We start from the raw sequence: 16,584 nt of genomic DNA, 5'->3' as shown, positions 1-16,584 counted from the left end.
GGGCGTTGTTTGGCTTGGCGGACTGATCGACCTGCGGTCGCAACGCACAAGCCATTCGAAAATCGGCCAGCAGGTCACGTTCAACGCCTAACGCCCGAGTTAAGCCGCGCCGAAGGCGTCGGCTTGAATGATGGGATGGACTCCTCCCGGCGCGGCATCGGCATCGAAGTGCCAGTCTGAAGGTGTTGAGGCATCAGTCACCGCCGGAGGAGTCCGCCATGAAGTGTAATCCCGCTGTCGCCACCATCGCCATCGACCTCGCGAAGTCGGTGTTCCAGGTGCTCGCCGTTGATCAGGACGGCAGGGCAATCGATTCACATCGGCTGTCGCGTGCGCAGTTCATCGCGTTCTGGCAGAACCGTGCACCGGTGCGGGTGGTGATGGAAGCCTGCGGCTCGGCGCATCATTTCGGCCGCTGGCTGAGTGCGCTGGGTCATCAGGTGACGCTGCTTCCGGCGCAGTACGTGCGGCCCTATGTGCGGCGCAGCAAGATCGACGCTGCGGATTGCCTGGCGATGATCGAAGCGGCGCGTGCCATCGACCTGAAGCCGGTGCCGATCAAGACCGAGCTGCAGCAGGTGATCCAGTTGCTGCATCGTGCGCGTCAGCAGTGGCAGGAGACGCGCACGGCACGCATCAATCTCGCGCGCGGCTTGCTGCGCGAATTCGGCATCGTGATTCCCGAAGGCGCCGAGCGTGGCCAGCAGGCGATGCGCACGGCGCTTGGTCACGAGGCACTCGATCAGCGCGCATGCGCGATCTGATCGCATCGCTGCTCGATGAGATTCGCGCACTCGAACAACGCGTCGTCGACGCCGATCGTGCACTCGCGTCGACAGCGAAGGACGATCGCGTGATCGCCGATCTGGAGAAGTTGCCGACCATCGGCTGGGTCACGGCAACGGCAGTGCGCGCATCGGTCGGCGACATTCATCGCTTCAAGAATGGTCGCGTGCTGTCGAGCTGGCTCGGCTTCACGCCAAAGGAGCATTCGAGCGGATCGACGCGACAACTGGGGCGCATGAGCAAGTGCGGCGACGTGTATTGCCGCACGCTGCTGATTCAAGGCGCGCGTGCGGTACTCGCGGCGGCAAAACGTGCGCAGGCTGCGGGCAAGCCGCTCGATCGTTTGCGCGCCTGGGCGGTCGCGCTCGCCGAACGCCGCGGCTTCAACAAGGCGGCAGTCGGCCTTGCGAACAAAATGGTGCGCATCATCTGGGCGACGTGGCACCACGCACGCAGCTTCGATGCCGACTACGGCAAACGCTTCGATCAGGAGATCGTGATGACCAGCGCCTGATCGATACCCGCAGTCAACGCACCACACCCTTTCACCACAGAGCGGCACGTCAACGGATCGATCAGATCAACCTCATCACCAGCGGCTCGGCCGCGGTGTGGCAAGGCCGATAACTATGTCGACCCTCGAGGTCGCTTGAACGATAGGCCCCACACCTGCGGATTCCATGATGTCCCGGCGGATGATCCCGCCACTTCGAGGACGGATAGACGCTTGCACCGATCCACCCGTGATGAAGCAGAACAGGATCAATCAGGTTGACGTAGGGGAGGAGTCCATAGATGATAGTTAGGCCTCAAGATGCCACAGGGCATGATGCAGCTTCCACTGTTCATACCCGGGCGTGGCAATTGAGCCATCAGCTGCCAGCGGCGACAGATTGAAGCCTTCTTCCACATCCTCGTAGTAGACGACCACGCCGTTGTGTTCCGCTACGACGAAGACGTACTCAGTGTTGCCGAATCGCTCTATCGGAACCGCACGTAGTGGCGTGCGGATCGACGCGAACAATGTCGCCAACTCCGCGGGGCATTCAAGCAAATGCCGTTCGATCATCGAGGCGACATCTTCTGCGGTGGCTGGCGACCAACTGTCCATTGAGGCCTAACGCCTTGTTAAGCCGCCGCCGTGCGACGGTGTTCGGATGATACGAGCAACTTCCTCGGCGCTCGGCTTGAAAACATAGTTAGACCTCGCCTTCATGAAGCGACGCTCTGATGTTCTGCCACTCTTCCCACGCACGCTCCGGATCGATGTCTTGGTAGTCGCGGGCACTCACCACAGCTTCATGTGCTGACCGAGGCATGGCAATGCACGCGGCGTTGTTCCGTGCCTCAATAACCTCCGCCTCCACCAGGGGAGATCCCTTCTGTCGCTCCAGGTTCAGCAGTACTGCTACCAGCGCAGGAACTGGAGCAATGATGAGTTCGTCGTCGGCCATGTTCAGTGCGTGCGAGGTCTAACGCCCGAGTTAAGCCGCGCCGAAGGCGTCGGCTTGAATGATTGGTTAGGCCCTGCGCTCACCAGGACCGCAATGAATGAAGCCTCGTGGCGGGCCGTGCGGCCACATGGTTGAACAAACAAATGCCTCATACAAGTATGCGTGCCAGACGGCGTCGGTACCGAGGTCGGTCTCTCCGCGCCGCTGAACACTCCAGGGGAAGGCTGGGCCGAACCCGGATGCGCAGTACACGATCTGCGTTTGGTCATCGGCCGCGACGATGGTGCAGGTATGCGCCCCTACGCCGTACTGCCATGACTCGATGCAGTTGACTGGATTGATGCAGGCGGCTCGAAAAGCAACGCGTTGCTCGTCCGTGTCGAAGAATTCCAGCTCTCGTTCGAGGATCTGCTGCACTTCGGGCCTAACGCCGTGTTAAGCCGCCGCCGCGCGACGGTATGTGGATGATACGAGCAACTTCCTCGGCGGTCGGCTTGAATGATGGGATGGACTCCTCCCGGCGCGGCATCGGCATCGAAGTGCCAGTCTGAAGGTGTTGAGGCATCAGTCACCGCCGGAGGAGTCCGCCATGAAGTGTAATCCCGCTGTCGCCACCATCGCCATCGACCTCGCGAAGTCGGTGTTCCAGGTGCTCGCCGTTGATCAGGACGGCAGGGCAATCGATTCACATCGGCTGTCGCGTGCGCAGTTCATCGCGTTCTGGCAGAACCGTGCACCGGTGCGGGTGGTGATGGAAGCCTGCGGCTCGGCGCATCATTTCGGCCGCTGGCTGAGTGCGCTGGGTCATCAGGTGACGCTGCTTCCGGCGCAGTACGTGCGGCCCTATGTGCGGCGCAGCAAGACCGACGCTGCGGATTGCCTGGCGATGATCGAAGCGGCGCGTGCCATCGACCTGAAGCCGGTGCCGATCAAGACCGAGCTGCAGCAGGTGATCCAGTTGCTGCATCGTGCGCGTCAGCAGTGGCAGGAGACGCGCACGGCACGCATCAATCTCGCGCGCGGCTTGCTGCGCGAATTCGGCATCGTGATTCCCGAAGGCGCCGAGCGTGGCCAGCAGGCGATGCGCACGGCGCTTGGTCACGAGGCACTCGATCAGCGCATGCGATCTGATCGCATCGCTGCTCGATGAGATTCGCGCACTCGAACAACGCGTCGTCGACGCCGATCGTGCACTCGCGTCGACAGCGAAGGACGATCGCGTGATCGCCGATCTGGAGAAGTTGCCGACCATCGGCTGGGTCACGGCAACGGCAGTGCGCGCATCGGTCGGCGACATTCATCGCTTCAAGATTGGTCGCGTGCTGTCGAGCTGGCTCGGCTTCACGCCAAAGGAGCATTCGAGCGGATCGACGCGACAACTGGGGCGCATGAGCAAGTGCGGCGACGTGTATTGCCGCACGCTGCTGATTCAAGGCGCGCGTGCGGTACTCGCGGCGGCAAAACGTGCGCAGGCTGCGGGCAAGCCGCTCGATCGTTTGCGCGCCTGGGCGGTCGCGCTCGCCGAACGCCGCGGCTTCAACAAGGCGGCAGTCGGCCTTGCGAACAAAATGGTGCGCATCATCTGGGCGACGTGGCACCACGCACGCAGCTTCGATGCCGACTACGGCAAACGCTTCGATCAGGAGATCGTGATGACCAGCGCCTGATCGATACCCGCAGTCAACGCACCACACCCTTTCACCACAGAGCGGCACGTCAACGGATCGATCAGATCAACCTCATCACCAGCGGCTCGGCCGCGGTGTGGCAAGGCCGATAACTATGTCGACCCTCGAGGTCGCTTGAACGATAGGCCCCGCACCGGCGGATTCCATGATGTCCCGGCGGATGATCCCGCCACTTCGAGGACGGATAGACGCTTGCACCGATCCACCCGTGATGAAGCAGAACAGGATCAATCAGGTTGACGTAGGGGGAGGAGTCCATAGACACATAGTTAGGCAGCATTGCGGCATTCCCAAATAACGCGCTTGCCGATGAACCACGCCGACAACATGAACGCAAAAGCTGGCCATGAAAACAGCCACACGAAAGACGGCATTTCCAAGCCGCTGAACGTCCAGCCCATGGCGAAGTAGCTCACGATCAGATCGGGCTCAAAGCCAACGAGAGCAAAAAACATCGATAGCCACGCTATGACATACAGCACGAACAACAAGGCTGCGTTTTTAAGTGCTCGCGACATAGGTAGGGATGGTGCCTAACGTCAATTATCCGACCAAAGAGTCGGGCTATGCGGCAGAGTCTCGTCCTGATGAACGCAGCGGGTCAAGAGACTTGCGTGTGGCACGATGAGTTGCGCCGAGTAGATGATTGGCGTGACGCTGGGAGATAACGGCATATCCGACGACGATGTAGGGATATGTCTTATCGCGGCCGCAGAGTCGGGCTAACCGGCAAATCGGATTTCCGGACGCAGTCAATTCCGCGAATAGCGAGCAGCGCAACGCACGCCTCTTGTCGCAGATCATCACACCCCGCGATCACGGGGTGACGGCGGCGCGTTCCGTCGCTGACAATCGCGGGCATCTTCGGGGGAATTTGCGATGTTGAAGTCGGTGCGCCGTGTCGTGGCGGGTATGTTGTGTGTGGGGGCGATGGCGGTTTCGGCTGAGCAGGCGAGCGAGAAGATCCGCCTGGCGCCGCCGCAGGCGATGTTTCGGGACAGCATCACGTTGAACCAATTTGTCAGCGGCACGCTGCGCTTCGTGTTGTTGCACGAGATCGGGCATGGCTTCGTCGACCTGTACGGCATTCCCGTGCTCGGTCGCGAGGAGGACGCGGCGGATCGGTTTGCGACCTGGTGGATGGCGCCCGATGGCGAAGGCCAGGACGGCACCGATGCGATCGCGGCGATGGAATGGTGGCTGGCCTCGGCCAAGACCAGCGGCTTGAGCCGCGAGCAGTTGGCGTGGTGGGACGAACACGGCATCGACGAACAGCGCGGATTCCAGATCGCCTGCCTGCTCTACGGCAGCGACCCCGAAACCATGGGCCCGCTCGCCGGCCGACTTGGCGTGCCCGCCGAACGTCGCGAATCGTGCGTGCCGGAAGCACAGGAGAATGCGGCCTCGTGGTCGGCCTTCCTGCGCGGCCAGGCCTCGACGCTGACGCATCAACTCGACGGCTTCATCGTGCCGAAGAACTACGTCGAGCCGGAATCGCCCGACACCGTCGATGCCGCCAAGCTCGTGCGCGAGATGAAGTTGCTGGAAGAGCTCGCGGCGATGCTCGGGCAGTTCAAGTTTCCCGAAGGCAGCGTGATGGTGCGGATGTATGCGCAGGATTGCGGCATGGCGAACGCCTATTGGGACCCGAACGAAAAGAACATCGTGCTCTGCTACGAGCTCGTCAACCACATCGCCAACGTGGGCTACGCCGCCGGATTCCGCTGAGCCTGCAGCAGTGCGGCCAGCGCCGCGCGCAAACCCGCGGCGTCGAGCGGCTTGCGCAGGAAACCGTCGAAGCCGGCCGCGCGTGCCTCGGCTTCGGTATTCGCCTCGCTGCGGGCGCTGATCGCCAGCGCCGGCACGTGCCGACCGATGCGATTCCGCAGCAAGGGCAGCAACTGCAGGCCACCCATGCCGGGCAGATCGAGGTCGCTGACGATCAGATCCACCGCGGCATCGGCATGATGCAGGGCATGCATGGCCTGATCGGCCACACGCACCGTCGCAGCCTCCGTCCGCAACCAGGTCGCGATGACTTCACGCGTCACGGCATCGTCCTCGACCAGGAGGATGCAGCGAGACGCGTTGTCCACCGCGGCGCGCTCCGGAACCGGCACGCCGACCGCGACCGACGCGGTTTCCGTCATCGCCACGTCCGGCAAGGGCAGGCGCACCGAGAACACGCTGCCGACGCCCGGCGTCGAGCGCAACACCACCTCGCCGTCCATCAATTGCGCGAGCTGATGCACGATCGACAATCCGAGCCCGCTGCCGCCGAGCCCGGCACCGAAACTGGTCTGCGAAAACCGCTGGAACAGGCGCGCGCATTCGGCCTCGGTCATGCCCGGCCCGGTGTCCTCGACATCGATCCGGACCAGGGCACCCTCGCGCCGTGCCCGCAGCACGATGCGTCCGCGCGCGGTGAACTTGAGCGCATTGTTCGCGAGGTTCAGCACGATCTGGCGCAACCGCGTCGCGTCCGCCAGCACGCCCTTCGGCAGGTCGTCGGCGATCTCGAGCGCGCATTCGAGTCCCTTGCGCTGCGCCAACGGCGCGACCGCATCGACGATTTCGCGCAGCAGGCTGTGCAACGCCGTCGCTTGCGGATGCAAGGAAAGCTTGCCGGCCTCGGCACGCGACAGATCGAGCAGGTCGTTGACCATGCGCAACAGGTGCTGGCCGGACTGACGCACGGTCGAGACGTAGTGCTGCTGGGTGGCATCCAGCGGCGTGCCTGCGAGCAGTTCGGCCATGCCGAGCACACCGGTCATCGGCGTGCGGATCTCGTGGCCCACGGTCGCGAGGAATTCGCTCTTCGCGGCGCTGGCCGACTCGGCATGACGCCGCCGCTCCTCGGCCATGGCCATGGCGTGACGGGCCTCCAGGCGCCTGCGGTTCATGCGCCACAGCAGCACGAAACCGAGCAGGGTCAGCACGCCATACATGGCATACGCCGCGGGACTCGACCACCAGGGTGGCGCCATCACGAGACGCGTCGTGAGCGTCGTCGCGCCGGGCTGCCCGAGCGCATTCTCGGCCCGCACCTGCACCCGATAGTCGCCCGCCGGCAGGCGCGCGATCAGGCGCTCGCCGGCGGCGCCGACATCGACCCAGTCCGGGTCGAACCCCTCGATGCGAAACCGATACCGCTGTGCTTTCGGCTCGATGAAGGAGATCAGGCGCGCACCGATCGCCAGTTCATGATCCAGCGGCCCGAACTGCAGGGCATCGCCACCCGGCATGCGGGTTCGCACCTCCTCGTCGTGCAGATAGCGCAGCGCCGCCCAGTTCAGCGGAAGCGACGGCGGCGATGGCGACGACCACCGGCCACGCACGCGCAACACGCCCTCGCCGACCAGAAACACCACATCCTCGCCCTGGCGCACCGCACTCGGCATGATCTCGAACTGCACGCTCGGCAGTCCGTCGGCACGCGTGAACGGATGCAGGCTCGGCTGCACTGGATCAACCCGCCACAGCCCACGCGGATTGCTGAGCAGGACTTGCCCGGCAGCGTCGACGACCAGGGTCGAGGCCTCGGCGACCGGCAAGCCATCACGCTCGCCCAGGGTCCAGTCGATCGACCAGCCTTGCTCCCGACGGACCAGCAGCATCAGGCGTCCGAGTTGATGTACCAGCAGCCGTTCGGCATCAAGGAAGGCGAAGGCATGCACACGCTCCGGCGCGACCGCGTCCAGGCGCACGAAGGCCTCGCCACGATCGTCGAGATGGCGAAGGCCGGTCGCGTCGGCCATCCAGATGCGGCCTTCCGGATCGGCGCTGATCTGCTCGAAGTCATCGTTGTCGAGACCCTGCTCGCCGGCCCGCCAGACCTGGTTGCGTCCATCCGGCGACAACACGTTCAGGCCTGCGGTCAGCGCGCCGATCCAGAGCCGGCCATCGGGCGACTGTGCCAGCGCTTCGGCGACCCCACCGGCCCAGGGTTCACCGACCCGCAGGCCCGTGACCAGGGTGTCGTGCGCGGGATCGAGATGCAGCACCCCCTCGCGGTCGGGCAGCCACAAGGTGCCGGCGGCGTCGCACCACACGCCGCTCAAACGCCGCCGCGCCAGTGCGGCGGCGTGGCGGGTGCCGGTCCAGCGCGCGACCTCGCCCTGCGGCGAAATGCGGGTGAGTTCGCCGCTGCGCACCAGCATCCACAAACTGTCGTCCGGACAACGCGTGATGCCGCTGCGGCGTCCGCTCGACGGTGACGCGGGATCGAGCGGATCGTGCCGGAAGACCTGAAAGCGTTGCCAGTCCGGGCGCAGGTAGGCGATGCCATGCGCGCCCGTGCTGAGCCATAGTCCACCTTCGTGATCGCGCAACAGATCGAGCACATCGGTATCCGGCAGGGCCCCGGGCACGGCCGGGCGCGGGCGAATCCAGTCGCTGCCGCCGTCGCCCCGCAGGCGTAGCACGCCGCCGCGCACGGCCACCCAGACCTCGCCCGAAGCGCCGTCGACGACCGACTCCACCAAACCGGCGTCCTCGGGCAGGACCACCCGCGCCAGCGTGTCGGTGCCGACGTTACGGCGGAACAGGGCCGCATTCGCGCCGACCCAGAGCGTGCCGTCGCGGGTGACCTGCACGGAATTCACCAGCGGCAGTTCAACCACCTTGCGCGCCGGGCCCGGCACATCCGCATCGGCCGCATCGATCCGCCACAGCGCATCCAGCGTTCCGACCCACAACACGCCGTCGACATCGACCGCCATGTCGAGCACGGTCGCCGTGCGCAGGGCCGGATCAAGATCCATCAACCGGTCCAGCGCCACCGGCGCCGCCTCACCCCGGCGCAATCGCGCAAGTCCCTGCGCGTAGGTGCCGATGTAGAGGTCGCCGCGCGCGGTCTCGGTCAAGGCGAAGACATCGCCACCGCGCAGACCGTTGCCCGCCGGGTCCGGCACGATGCGGGTGAACCGGGTGTCCTCGCTGTCGTCGAGCATTGCCAGCCCGGTGCTCTCGCATCCCACCCAGATGCGTCCGTCCCGGGTCGCAAGCGCGGTCTGCACGTCGTTGCACGGCAACGAGGTGGCATCGTCCGGATCGTTGCGGAACACCTTGAAGCCCAAACCGTCGAAGCGCGCCAAGCCATCGCGGGTGGCGATCCAGAGATGACCGCCGGGGTCCTGGGTCAGGTCCATCGTCGACAGTGCCGGCAAGCCTTCGGCGCTGCCATACAGCCGGAAAGCGGGCGCGATCGCGTCGGCCCAGGCCAGGTTCGGCAGCAGCAGGCATCCGGTGATCAGCAAGGACCGCATGCGCCGACGATGCCAGCGGCTTGCAGATTCGCCAAGGGGAATTGCGACGCGGGTCGATGGCACCACTCGGCATTCGTGGCAAAGTGCGGGCCATGAGAATCCTGCTGCCCGCCCTGCTCGCGCTGTTCGCAGTCACGTCCGCTTCGGCGGCCGACAGCTATCGCTTCGACACCGTGCATTCGCAGGTGCAGTTCCGCGTCAGCCACCTCGGCTTCAGCGAGTCCGAAGGCGAGTTCCACGATCTGCGCGGCGGATTCCGCTTCGATCGCGACGACTGGTCGAAGTCCAGCTGCGACGTGACCATCGGCATCGCTTCGCTCGATCTCGACGACGAAGCCTGGAATCGCAAATTGCTCGAATCCGACTGGTTCGATGGCGCCAGGCACCCGGACATGCGCTTCCGCTGCCTGCAGGTGACCCAGCAGGACGAACACCATGGTCGCATCGATGGCGAGTTGACCTTGCGCGGCATCACCCGCCCGGTCTCGCTCGACCTGCAGTTCAATCGCGCCGCCATCCACAAGTATTCGCTGAAATACACCGCCGGCTTCAGCGCGACGACGATGATCCGTCGCAGCGACTACGGCATGCACAAGTACATCCCCGAGATCGGCGACGAGATCGCCATCCGGCTCGACATCGAAGGCCAGCGCGAAGGAGCGAAACGTGAGCGCAAGAAGTGATGCCACGCGCTGGGGCAGCGTCGCCAAGTTCTTCCACTGGACGATCGCGCTGTTCGTGATCGGCCTGCTGGTCGGCGGCCTGACCATGGTCGACATGAAAGTGTCGCCGGACAAGTTCAAGCTGTACGCGCTGCACAAGTCGTTCGGCATCACCGTGCTGGCGCTAATGCTGCTGCGCTTCGCCTGGCGCGGCATCGATCCGCGCCCGCAGGATGTGGCCGGCATGGCGCCGATCGTCGCATTTGCGGCCCATGCGGTGCACCGCCTGCTCTACGTCGCATTGCTGGCGATGCCGATCTCGGGCTGGGTCTACAACTCCGCCTCGAACTTTCCGCTGCAATGGTTCGGCCAGGTGAACCTGCCGGCCATCGTCGCGCCGGACAAGGACCTCAAGCACCTCGCCCACGAGGTCCACGAGTTTCTGGCCTGGACCATCATCGCGCTGCTGCTGGCCCATGTGGCCGGCGCGCTGAAACATCATCTGATCGACCGCGACGACACCCTGCGGCGCATGCTGCCCTTCGCCAGGCCGCGCGCGGAAGCCGCGGCTGCGACCGTCTCCCAACCTGCTCCCACGGATACACCATGAACCTGCGCCTGCTCGGCCTCCTTGCCCTGATCGCTTCGTCCTCGACTCTCGCGGCCGACTACACGATGCGCACCGGCACGCTCACCTTTGCCGGCCAGCAACAGGGCGAAGCCTTCGAAGGCCGTTTCGACCGGTTCGCGCCGGCCATCCAGTTCGATGCCGCGCAACTCGCGACCAGCAAGCTCGACGTGAGCATCGACCTGGCCAGTGCCGATACCCAGAACAGCGAACGCGACGACACCCTCAAGGGTTCGGACTTCTTTGCCATTGCCGACTTTCCGAAGGCGCGTTTCGTGACCTCGGCGATGCGCGCGATCGATGCCACGCACTTCGAGGCCGACGCCACGCTGACGATCCGCAACAAGACCGTCGCGCTGAAGTTTCCGTTCACCTTCGAACCGAATGCCGACGGTGCGCGCCTGAAAGCCAAAGTCACGCTGGACCGCATCGCCTTCGATGTCGGCACCGGCGACTGGGCCGACGAGAGCATGATCGGCCGCCAAGTCGAGGTGAATGTCGATCTGAGCCTGGTCAAGAAGTCCTGAGGCGTCGAGTCGCGGGACGGAGCCCGCTCCCACAAAAGCCGCAGTCAACCGAGTGGTGAGAGCTCTTGTGGGAGCGGGCTCCGCCCCGCGATTCATGCATCCAGAAATCGCCTCAGCTTCACCCCATCGAACGGCCAGCGCAGTTCCTCGCCATCGGCACGACGCAGCACCGGCACATGCCAGCCATAGACGGATTCAAGCGCATCGTCATCATCGACGTAGCGTGTGTCGCTCGGGTCTGCCGCCAGTTCGTGCAGCATCTGGGCCGCCATGTCGCACAACGAACAACGTTCGCGACGGATGAATTCAAACGCGTGCATGGAACCTCGAAAGAATCGCGCCGCACGCGGCGCTCCTACATAATACCGGCCCCTCGCATGGAGCCGCGCCATGGGCGTCAGCGTTTTCGACCTGTTCAAGATCGGCATTGGCCCATCGAGTTCGCACACCGTCGGGCCGATGCGCGCCGCGGCGCGATTCGTCGATCGCTGGCTGGTCGAATCGGGCCAGTTGGCGCGTTGCGTGCGCGTGCGCGCCGAGGTGTTCGGTTCGCTGGCGCTCACCGGTCGCGGCCACGGCACCGACAAAGCGGTGCTGATGGGCCTCGAAGGCCATCTGCCGAATCGCATCGACCCGGACCTCATCCCGACCGCGCTCGACCGTATCCGCGCCAGCAAGCGCATCCGCCTGCACGGCACGCACGAGGTCGACTTCGACGAGAAGCGCGACCTGATCATGAACAAGCGCCAGAAACTGCCGTTCCACACCAATGGCATGCGCTTCGCGGCCTATGACGCCGAGGGCCGCGAGATCGCGACGCGCGACTACTACTCGGTTGGCGGCGGCTTCGTCGTGAACCAGGACGAGGCGGCGGAAGATCGCATCGTCGCGGACGAGACCGAACTGCCCTATCCCTACCACTCCGGCGACGAGTTGCTGGCGCGCTGCGCGACGCACGGACTCGGCATCGCCCAGTTGATGTACGCCAATGAACAGGCCTGGCGCAGCAATGCCGAGATCGATGCCGGACTCGACGAGATCTGGACGGCGATGCAGGCCTGCGTCTCGCGCGGCATCCGCACCACGATCGCGACCCTGCCCGGCGGCCTGCATGTGTCGCGCCGCGCGCCCGCATTGCACGCCGAGTTGTCGTCGAAACCCGAAGCGGCGATGCGCGATCCGCTGACCGTGCTCGACTGGGTGAACCTGTACGCGCTTGCGGTGAACGAGGAAAACGCCGCCGGCGGTCGCGTGGTCACCGCGCCGACCAATGGCGCGGCCGGCATCATCCCGGCCGTGCTGCATTACTACGACCGCTTCTGCCCGGGCGCGAACCTCGCCGGTGTGCGCACCTTCCTGCTCACCGCCGCCGCCATCGGCATCCTGTACAAGGAAAACGCCTCGATTTCGGGCGCCGAAGTCGGTTGCCAGGGTGAAGTCGGCGTGGCCTGTTCGATGGCGGCCGCCGGACTCACCGCCGCGCTCGGCGGCAGCAGCGGTCAGATCGAGAATGCGGCAGAGATCGGCATGGAACACAACCTCGGGCTGACCTGTGATCCGATCGGCGGGCTCGTGCAGATCCCGTGCATCGAACGCAACGCGATGGGCGCGGTGAAGGCGATCAATGCCTCGCGCATGGCCCTGCGCGGCGACGGCAAGCACAAGGTCAGCCTCGACAAGGTCATCAAGACCATGCGCGACACTGGCCGCGACATGCAGGACAAGTACAAGGAAACCTCACGCGGCGGGCTGGCCGTCAACGTCATCGAGTGCTAGTCGGATTCGATACGCCGTGCGGCACGTGGCCGGTGGCGACATGTTCGCGCGCCGAATCGGCATTGCGCGCCGAGTCGTCAAAGAAGATGTCGGCACCGAAGGTCTTCAGGAACGGGCCCTTGTCGCGGCCGCCGAGGAACAGCGCTTCGTCGATGCGCACGCCCCATTCGCGCAGCGTCAGGATCACGCGCTTGTGCGCGGGCGCCGAACGTGCGGTAACGAGCGCGGTACGGATCGGGCTTTGTCCGAACGGAAACGCCGACTGGATGCGATGCAGCTGGTCGAGGAAGGCGCGGAACGGGCCGCCGCCCATCGGCTTCGCGGCGTGTTCGATCTCGTTGTCGTGGAAGGCCTGCAGGCCCTGCTCCTGCGAGATGCGCTCGGATTCGTCGGAGAAGATCACCGCATCGCCATCGAAGGCGATGCGCAATTGTTCCGAGTGCCAGTCCGGCGCCTTCGACGGCAGGATGGTCGCCGCGGCGACACCGGCTTCGAGTGCACTGCGAACATCGTCGTGGTTGGCCGACAGGAACAACTGCGCGCCGAACGGTTGTACGTAGGGCCAGGTCGGGGCGCCATTGGTGAAGGCGGCTCGCACGATCTCGAGTCCGTAGTGTTCGATCGCGTTGAAGATGCGCAGGCCGGTATCGGACGAGTTGCGCGACAGCAGGATCACTTCGATGCGCGGTGTCTCGGCCGAGAGCCGATTGATGCGCAGCAGCTTCTCGACCAGCGGGAAAGCGATGCCCGGCGCCAGCAATTCGTTCTCGCGCGCCATCTGGAAGGCGCGATAGGCATCGAGTCCGTCACGCTCGAACAGCGCATGACTTTCCCCGAGGTCGAACAACGCCCGCGAACTGATCGCGACCGTCAGGCGATTCTCAGCGGTCGATTCCCGGGTCATTCGAAGATCGTTGGCGAACAATTCCGAGGCCGTAAGCGCGGCCTGCACCGCATCAGCACTCCGACGCCATCCCAAACAAGGCGTTGCGGCACGCCGTTGCCGGAATGCGCCGCACGATTGTGCACTGGTGAATCCGAGTGCTGTATTCATGATGATGCGTTTCACCACCAGCGGATCGCGTCGCGATGCGGATCGGCGCTCATCAGCAACGCCGCCGATCCGGCGACATGCGGGCCAGCCATGCTGGTGCCGCTCATGGCCGTACGCGGTATCCCTGCCAAACGTGATGACCGAACGCCGACACCGGGCGCGGCGATGTCCGGCTTCATGCGGTTGCGGCCGTCCTCGGTCACTGGGCCGCGGCTGGAAAAACTGGCGATGGTCGGCGCTGGTCGCTGTTGCCAAGCGCCCACCGAGAATGACTCGGAGAACATCGCCGGCGGGTCGTTGACCGTCGAACAGGCGCTGCCGCTGTTGCCCGCCGACGCAACCACGAGCACGCCCGCCGCCGTCAGGTTGGCGACGGCGGTGTCGCACTGGTCGCGATGTCTCGCCTGAGTTGCCACCCTCGGAGGTCGGACAGCCCCAGGAATTGTTGATGACGTGCGGCGCTTTCGACGGGTCGGGATTCTCGCCGGTGAGATCGGTTGGGGCGAGGAACCAGTTGAAGCATTCCAGGTAGGCGTCGGCGTGCCATTGCCCTCTTCCATGTTGCGGCAGCCAATCCATTTCGCATCCGGAGCCACGCCGACAATTCGATTGCTGCCATTGTCGCCGACCATGGTCCCCATCGTGTGCGTGCCGTGCTGACTGTCGTCGCAGGGCGCGAGCGAATTCGCGCCGCAGGTTTGCGCCCGCCGGCGTGGGATGGCGTCGTGCCAGGCGTAGTTGTGATCGGCGGTGATGCCGTTCCAGCCGAGGTAATTGGCCTTGATGGCCGGATGGGTCCAGCGATAGCCGGTGTCCTGGCCTGCGATCACAACACCCGCACCGCGTGGATTGCCGGGCAAGGCCCAGACATCGTCGGCATTGATGTAGCTGACGCCCGGTTCGAGCGCAGTGATCGCCTTGCCGAACAACATCGGCTCGGTCTTCGGCCGGCAGCGCCTGATGAGGGGATCCGGAATCGACGCGCGACATCGGTCTGCGCGCTTCGCCAAGGCCGACAACTTGTCCGGCGGCATCGTCGCGGCGATGGCGTTGACGACCACGAAGCGGCGATGTGCGATGCCCTCGCGCGCCAGCCAGGCCAGCACGTCGCGCTGGCTCGCATCGGCGACCGACTGCAGCGCCGCATGAATCACCCGCGGCCGCTCGGCCGGCGCAGTGCGTTCCGACAAGGCAAGCACGTCGACGGCGGCCTTGGCCGGCGTCGTCGGCGTGATCAGGACATCGATCGGCGCCGCCGACTTGGCAGCCTGCGTCCACACTGCGACATCGACCTTGTCGCGCCAGTCGCCCGCCGACAGTGTCCACGATGCCAGTGCCAGCACCGTTGCAGCGATCGACCGTTCAATAGGCAAATTGCTCATCGAGAATCCGTTGCTCAAGATTGTGTTCCGGGTCGAACAGCAGGGTGACCGTACGTGTCGGCGATTCGCGCACCGTCACCTCGACGATGTCGCGCACCTCGTTCGCATCGGCGGTGGCGCTGACCGGGCGCTTGTAGTGATCGAGAATCTCGAAGCGCACCTCGACCGAAGCCGGCAGCACCGCACCGCGCCAGCGCCGCGGCCGGAACGGCGAAATCGCGGTCATCGCCAGCACGCGCGAATCCAGCGGCAGGATCGGCCCGTGCGCCGACAGGTTGTAAGCGGTGCTGCCCGCCGGTGTCGCCACCAGCACGCCATCGCAGATCAGCTCGTCGAGCTTGACCACGCCATTCAAGGACACCCGGATGTGCGCCGCCTGCTTGGTCTGGCGCAACAGAGAGACTTCATTGAACGCGATCGCATCGACCGTCGAACCCGATTCCGACACCGCGGTCATTTCCAGCGGCCGCAATTGCGTCGGACGCGCCAGCGCGATGCGCGCCAGCAGATCGTCCGGACGAAACTGGTTCATCAGGAAACCGACACTGCCGAGCTTCATGCCGTACACCGGCTTGGCCAGATCACGATGACGGTGCAGGGTCTGCAGCATGAAACCATCACCGCCGAGCGCGACGATCACATCCGCATCGGCAGGCTTGATCTCGCCATGCGCCGCGCGCAGTGCGACCAGCGCGGACTGCGCTTCTTCGGTCTTGCTGGCGGCAAACGCGATGCGATGGCTCATGGCCGCGCAGGATGCCGCAAGCCTGCCGGCTGCGGAAGCGCTTTGTTGCAGACCGGAGCGATGCCGGGTTTCAACCCGGGTTCGGGTCGATCGCGATGGCCGTCACCACATAGCGCAGCTCGGCGTGACCGCCGAGCGCGTCGAACGGCCAGCACGTCGTGAGCACCAGCAGATCGGCCGCAGGGACCGCGAGCTGCTGCTTGCGCGGATCGACGACCTCACCCGTGACCACGCGATACGCCCGCACCTGTCCATCGCGTTCGAACAGCAGCTGATCGCCGACACCCACCTCGCGCAACCAAGCAAAATGGCTGTCGCGATGCGCGCTCACGATCAGCCCGCGCCCGCTGACCTCCGGCGCAAGGCCGGGACCAAAGGCCAGCGCCCGCGCACTCATCGAATCGAGCAGATGCTGGGTCACGCCCAGGCGCGGCGCCTGCAGCCGCGCGACGACGCGAAAATCGGCGCCCGGCCACGGCCGCGCACCCGGCGTTTGCCGATAACTGTGCGCGATCAGCTGCATCGCCAGCGCACCCTTGGCGAGCGGAAACAGCGCGATGCCCGCCTGCACCGCGGCTGCGGCAAGGAGCAGACGGGCGATGCGATGCAGCACCG

General features: G+C 65.1%; 14 protein-coding genes and 2 pseudogenes. 7 read left to right on the top strand and 9 right to left on the bottom strand.

What is annotated here, in order from left to right:
* The first annotated feature begins 218 nt into the window (after positions 1 to 218).
* Positions 219 to 1,300: pseudogene (locus IPP28_08235) on the top strand (IS110 family transposase).
* Between the two features lie 288 nt (positions 1,301 to 1,588).
* Here IPP28_08235 and IPP28_08230 read toward each other — a convergent pair.
* Together IPP28_08230 and IPP28_08225 are read right to left on the bottom strand one after the other, a co-directional pair.
* Positions 1,589 to 1,897: a hypothetical protein gene (locus IPP28_08230; GenBank protein ID MBL0041016.1), complete on the bottom strand. Its 309-nt coding sequence runs from the start codon at positions 1,895 to 1,897 to the stop codon at positions 1,589 to 1,591.
* 88 nt (positions 1,898 to 1,985) lie between these two features.
* Positions 1,986 to 2,240 (bottom strand): hypothetical protein, encoded by a 255-nt coding sequence (locus tag IPP28_08225; GenBank protein ID MBL0041015.1) that lies wholly within the window; start codon positions 2,238 to 2,240, stop codon positions 1,986 to 1,988.
* Between the two features lie 589 nt (positions 2,241 to 2,829).
* Here IPP28_08225 and IPP28_08220 point away from each other — a divergent pair.
* Positions 2,830 to 3,907, top strand: a pseudogene (locus IPP28_08220) (IS110 family transposase).
* A gap of 290 nt (positions 3,908 to 4,197) precedes the next feature.
* Here IPP28_08220 and IPP28_08215 read toward each other — a convergent pair.
* Complete coding sequence (locus tag IPP28_08215) at positions 4,198 to 4,416, bottom strand: hypothetical protein (protein ID MBL0041014.1); 219 nt, start codon at positions 4,414 to 4,416, stop codon at positions 4,198 to 4,200.
* A 442-nt stretch (positions 4,417 to 4,858) separates the two neighbouring features.
* Between IPP28_08215 and IPP28_08210 the strand changes: the two genes are divergently transcribed.
* On the top strand, positions 4,859 to 5,656 hold the full coding sequence (locus IPP28_08210) for a hypothetical protein (protein MBL0041013.1): 798 nt from the start codon (positions 4,859 to 4,861) through the stop codon (positions 5,654 to 5,656).
* Here IPP28_08210 and IPP28_08205 read toward each other — a convergent pair.
* Complete coding sequence (locus IPP28_08205) at positions 5,635 to 9,195, bottom strand: response regulator (protein ID MBL0041012.1); 3,561 nt, start codon at positions 9,193 to 9,195, stop codon at positions 5,635 to 5,637. The two genes, IPP28_08210 and IPP28_08205, sit on opposite strands and share 22 nt — an antisense overlap.
* 92 nt (positions 9,196 to 9,287) lie before the next feature.
* Here IPP28_08205 and IPP28_08200 point away from each other — a divergent pair, with 92 nt between their 5' ends.
* From IPP28_08200 to IPP28_08190, 3 genes are read left to right on the top strand one after another with little or no spacing between them, the layout of a single operon-like run.
* Complete coding sequence (locus IPP28_08200; GenBank protein MBL0041011.1) at positions 9,288 to 9,878, top strand: polyisoprenoid-binding protein; 591 nt, start codon at positions 9,288 to 9,290, stop codon at positions 9,876 to 9,878.
* A complete protein-coding gene (locus IPP28_08195; GenBank protein MBL0041010.1) occupies positions 9,862 to 10,467 on the top strand; it encodes a cytochrome b in 606 nt (201 codons plus the stop codon). Before IPP28_08200 ends, IPP28_08195 begins: the two co-directional genes overlap by 17 nt.
* Positions 10,464 to 11,012 carry a YceI family protein gene (locus IPP28_08190; GenBank protein MBL0041009.1) on the top strand — a complete coding sequence of 183 codons (549 nt, stop codon included), beginning with the start codon at positions 10,464 to 10,466 and terminating at the stop codon, positions 11,010 to 11,012. Before IPP28_08195 ends, IPP28_08190 begins: the two co-directional genes overlap by 4 nt.
* A gap of 92 nt (positions 11,013 to 11,104) precedes the next feature.
* Here IPP28_08190 and IPP28_08185 read toward each other — a convergent pair whose 3' ends face one another.
* Positions 11,105 to 11,332, bottom strand: a complete 228-nt coding sequence (locus tag IPP28_08185) for a glutaredoxin family protein (protein MBL0041008.1) — start codon at positions 11,330 to 11,332, stop codon at positions 11,105 to 11,107.
* 70 nt (positions 11,333 to 11,402) lie between these two features.
* On the opposite strand from IPP28_08185, the gene IPP28_08180 reads away from it, so the two are divergent.
* Positions 11,403 to 12,788: an L-serine ammonia-lyase gene (locus IPP28_08180; GenBank protein ID MBL0041007.1), complete on the top strand. Its 1,386-nt coding sequence runs from the start codon at positions 11,403 to 11,405 to the stop codon at positions 12,786 to 12,788.
* On the opposite strand, the gene IPP28_08175 is transcribed toward IPP28_08180, so the two are convergent.
* The 4 genes from IPP28_08175 to IPP28_08160 all read right to left on the bottom strand — a co-directional run bounded on the left by IPP28_08175 (position 12,775) and on the right by IPP28_08160 (position 16,582).
* Positions 12,775 to 13,692: a 5'-nucleotidase gene (locus tag IPP28_08175; protein ID MBL0041006.1), complete on the bottom strand. Its 918-nt coding sequence runs from the start codon at positions 13,690 to 13,692 to the stop codon at positions 12,775 to 12,777. The two genes, IPP28_08180 and IPP28_08175, sit on opposite strands and share 14 nt — an antisense overlap.
* 161 nt (positions 13,693 to 13,853) lie before the next feature.
* A complete protein-coding gene (locus IPP28_08170) occupies positions 13,854 to 15,224 on the bottom strand; it encodes a S8 family serine peptidase (protein ID MBL0041005.1) in 1,371 nt (456 codons plus the stop codon).
* Positions 15,205 to 15,969, bottom strand: a complete 765-nt coding sequence (locus tag IPP28_08165; GenBank protein MBL0041004.1) for an NAD kinase — start codon at positions 15,967 to 15,969, stop codon at positions 15,205 to 15,207. The genes IPP28_08170 and IPP28_08165 overlap by 20 nt, the downstream gene beginning before the upstream one ends.
* A 70-nt stretch (positions 15,970 to 16,039) precedes the next feature.
* Positions 16,040 to 16,582: a sortase gene (locus tag IPP28_08160; protein MBL0041003.1), complete on the bottom strand. Its 543-nt coding sequence runs from the start codon at positions 16,580 to 16,582 to the stop codon at positions 16,040 to 16,042.
* Positions 16,583 to 16,584: the final 2 nt, after the last annotated feature.

The sequence above is a fragment of the Lysobacterales bacterium genome, from assembly GCA_016721845.1.
Classification (GTDB): Bacteria; Pseudomonadota; Gammaproteobacteria; order Xanthomonadales; family Ahniellaceae; genus JADKHK01.
This window is presented reverse-complemented; position numbering and strand designations above follow the sequence as displayed.

Excerpts from the sequence above, each read along its gene's own strand:
- IPP28_08185 (MBL0041008.1), bottom strand. The coding sequence starts at position 11,332 with ATGCACGCGTTTGAATTCATCCGTCGCGAACGTTGTTCGTTGTGCGAC.
- IPP28_08190 (MBL0041009.1), top strand. The coding sequence starts at position 10,464 with ATGAACCTGCGCCTGCTCGGCCTCCTTGCCCTGATCGCTTCGTCCTCG.
- IPP28_08175 (MBL0041006.1), bottom strand. The coding sequence starts at position 13,692 with ATGACCCGGGAATCGACCGCTGAGAATCGCCTGACGGTCGCGATCAGT.
- IPP28_08170 (MBL0041005.1), bottom strand. The coding sequence starts at position 15,224 with ATGAGCAATTTGCCTATTGAACGGTCGATCGCTGCAACGGTGCTGGCA.
- IPP28_08210 (MBL0041013.1), top strand. The coding sequence starts at position 4,859 with ATGGCGGTTTCGGCTGAGCAGGCGAGCGAGAAGATCCGCCTGGCGCCG.
- IPP28_08180 (MBL0041007.1), top strand. The coding sequence starts at position 11,403 with ATGGGCGTCAGCGTTTTCGACCTGTTCAAGATCGGCATTGGCCCATCG.
- IPP28_08200 (MBL0041011.1), top strand. The coding sequence starts at position 9,288 with ATGAGAATCCTGCTGCCCGCCCTGCTCGCGCTGTTCGCAGTCACGTCC.
- IPP28_08205 (MBL0041012.1), bottom strand. The coding sequence starts at position 9,195 with ATGCGGTCCTTGCTGATCACCGGATGCCTGCTGCTGCCGAACCTGGCC.
- IPP28_08230 (MBL0041016.1), bottom strand. The coding sequence starts at position 1,897 with ATGGACAGTTGGTCGCCAGCCACCGCAGAAGATGTCGCCTCGATGATC.
- IPP28_08165 (MBL0041004.1), bottom strand. The coding sequence starts at position 15,969 with ATGAGCCATCGCATCGCGTTTGCCGCCAGCAAGACCGAAGAAGCGCAG.
- IPP28_08225 (MBL0041015.1), bottom strand. The coding sequence starts at position 2,240 with ATGGCCGACGACGAACTCATCATTGCTCCAGTTCCTGCGCTGGTAGCA.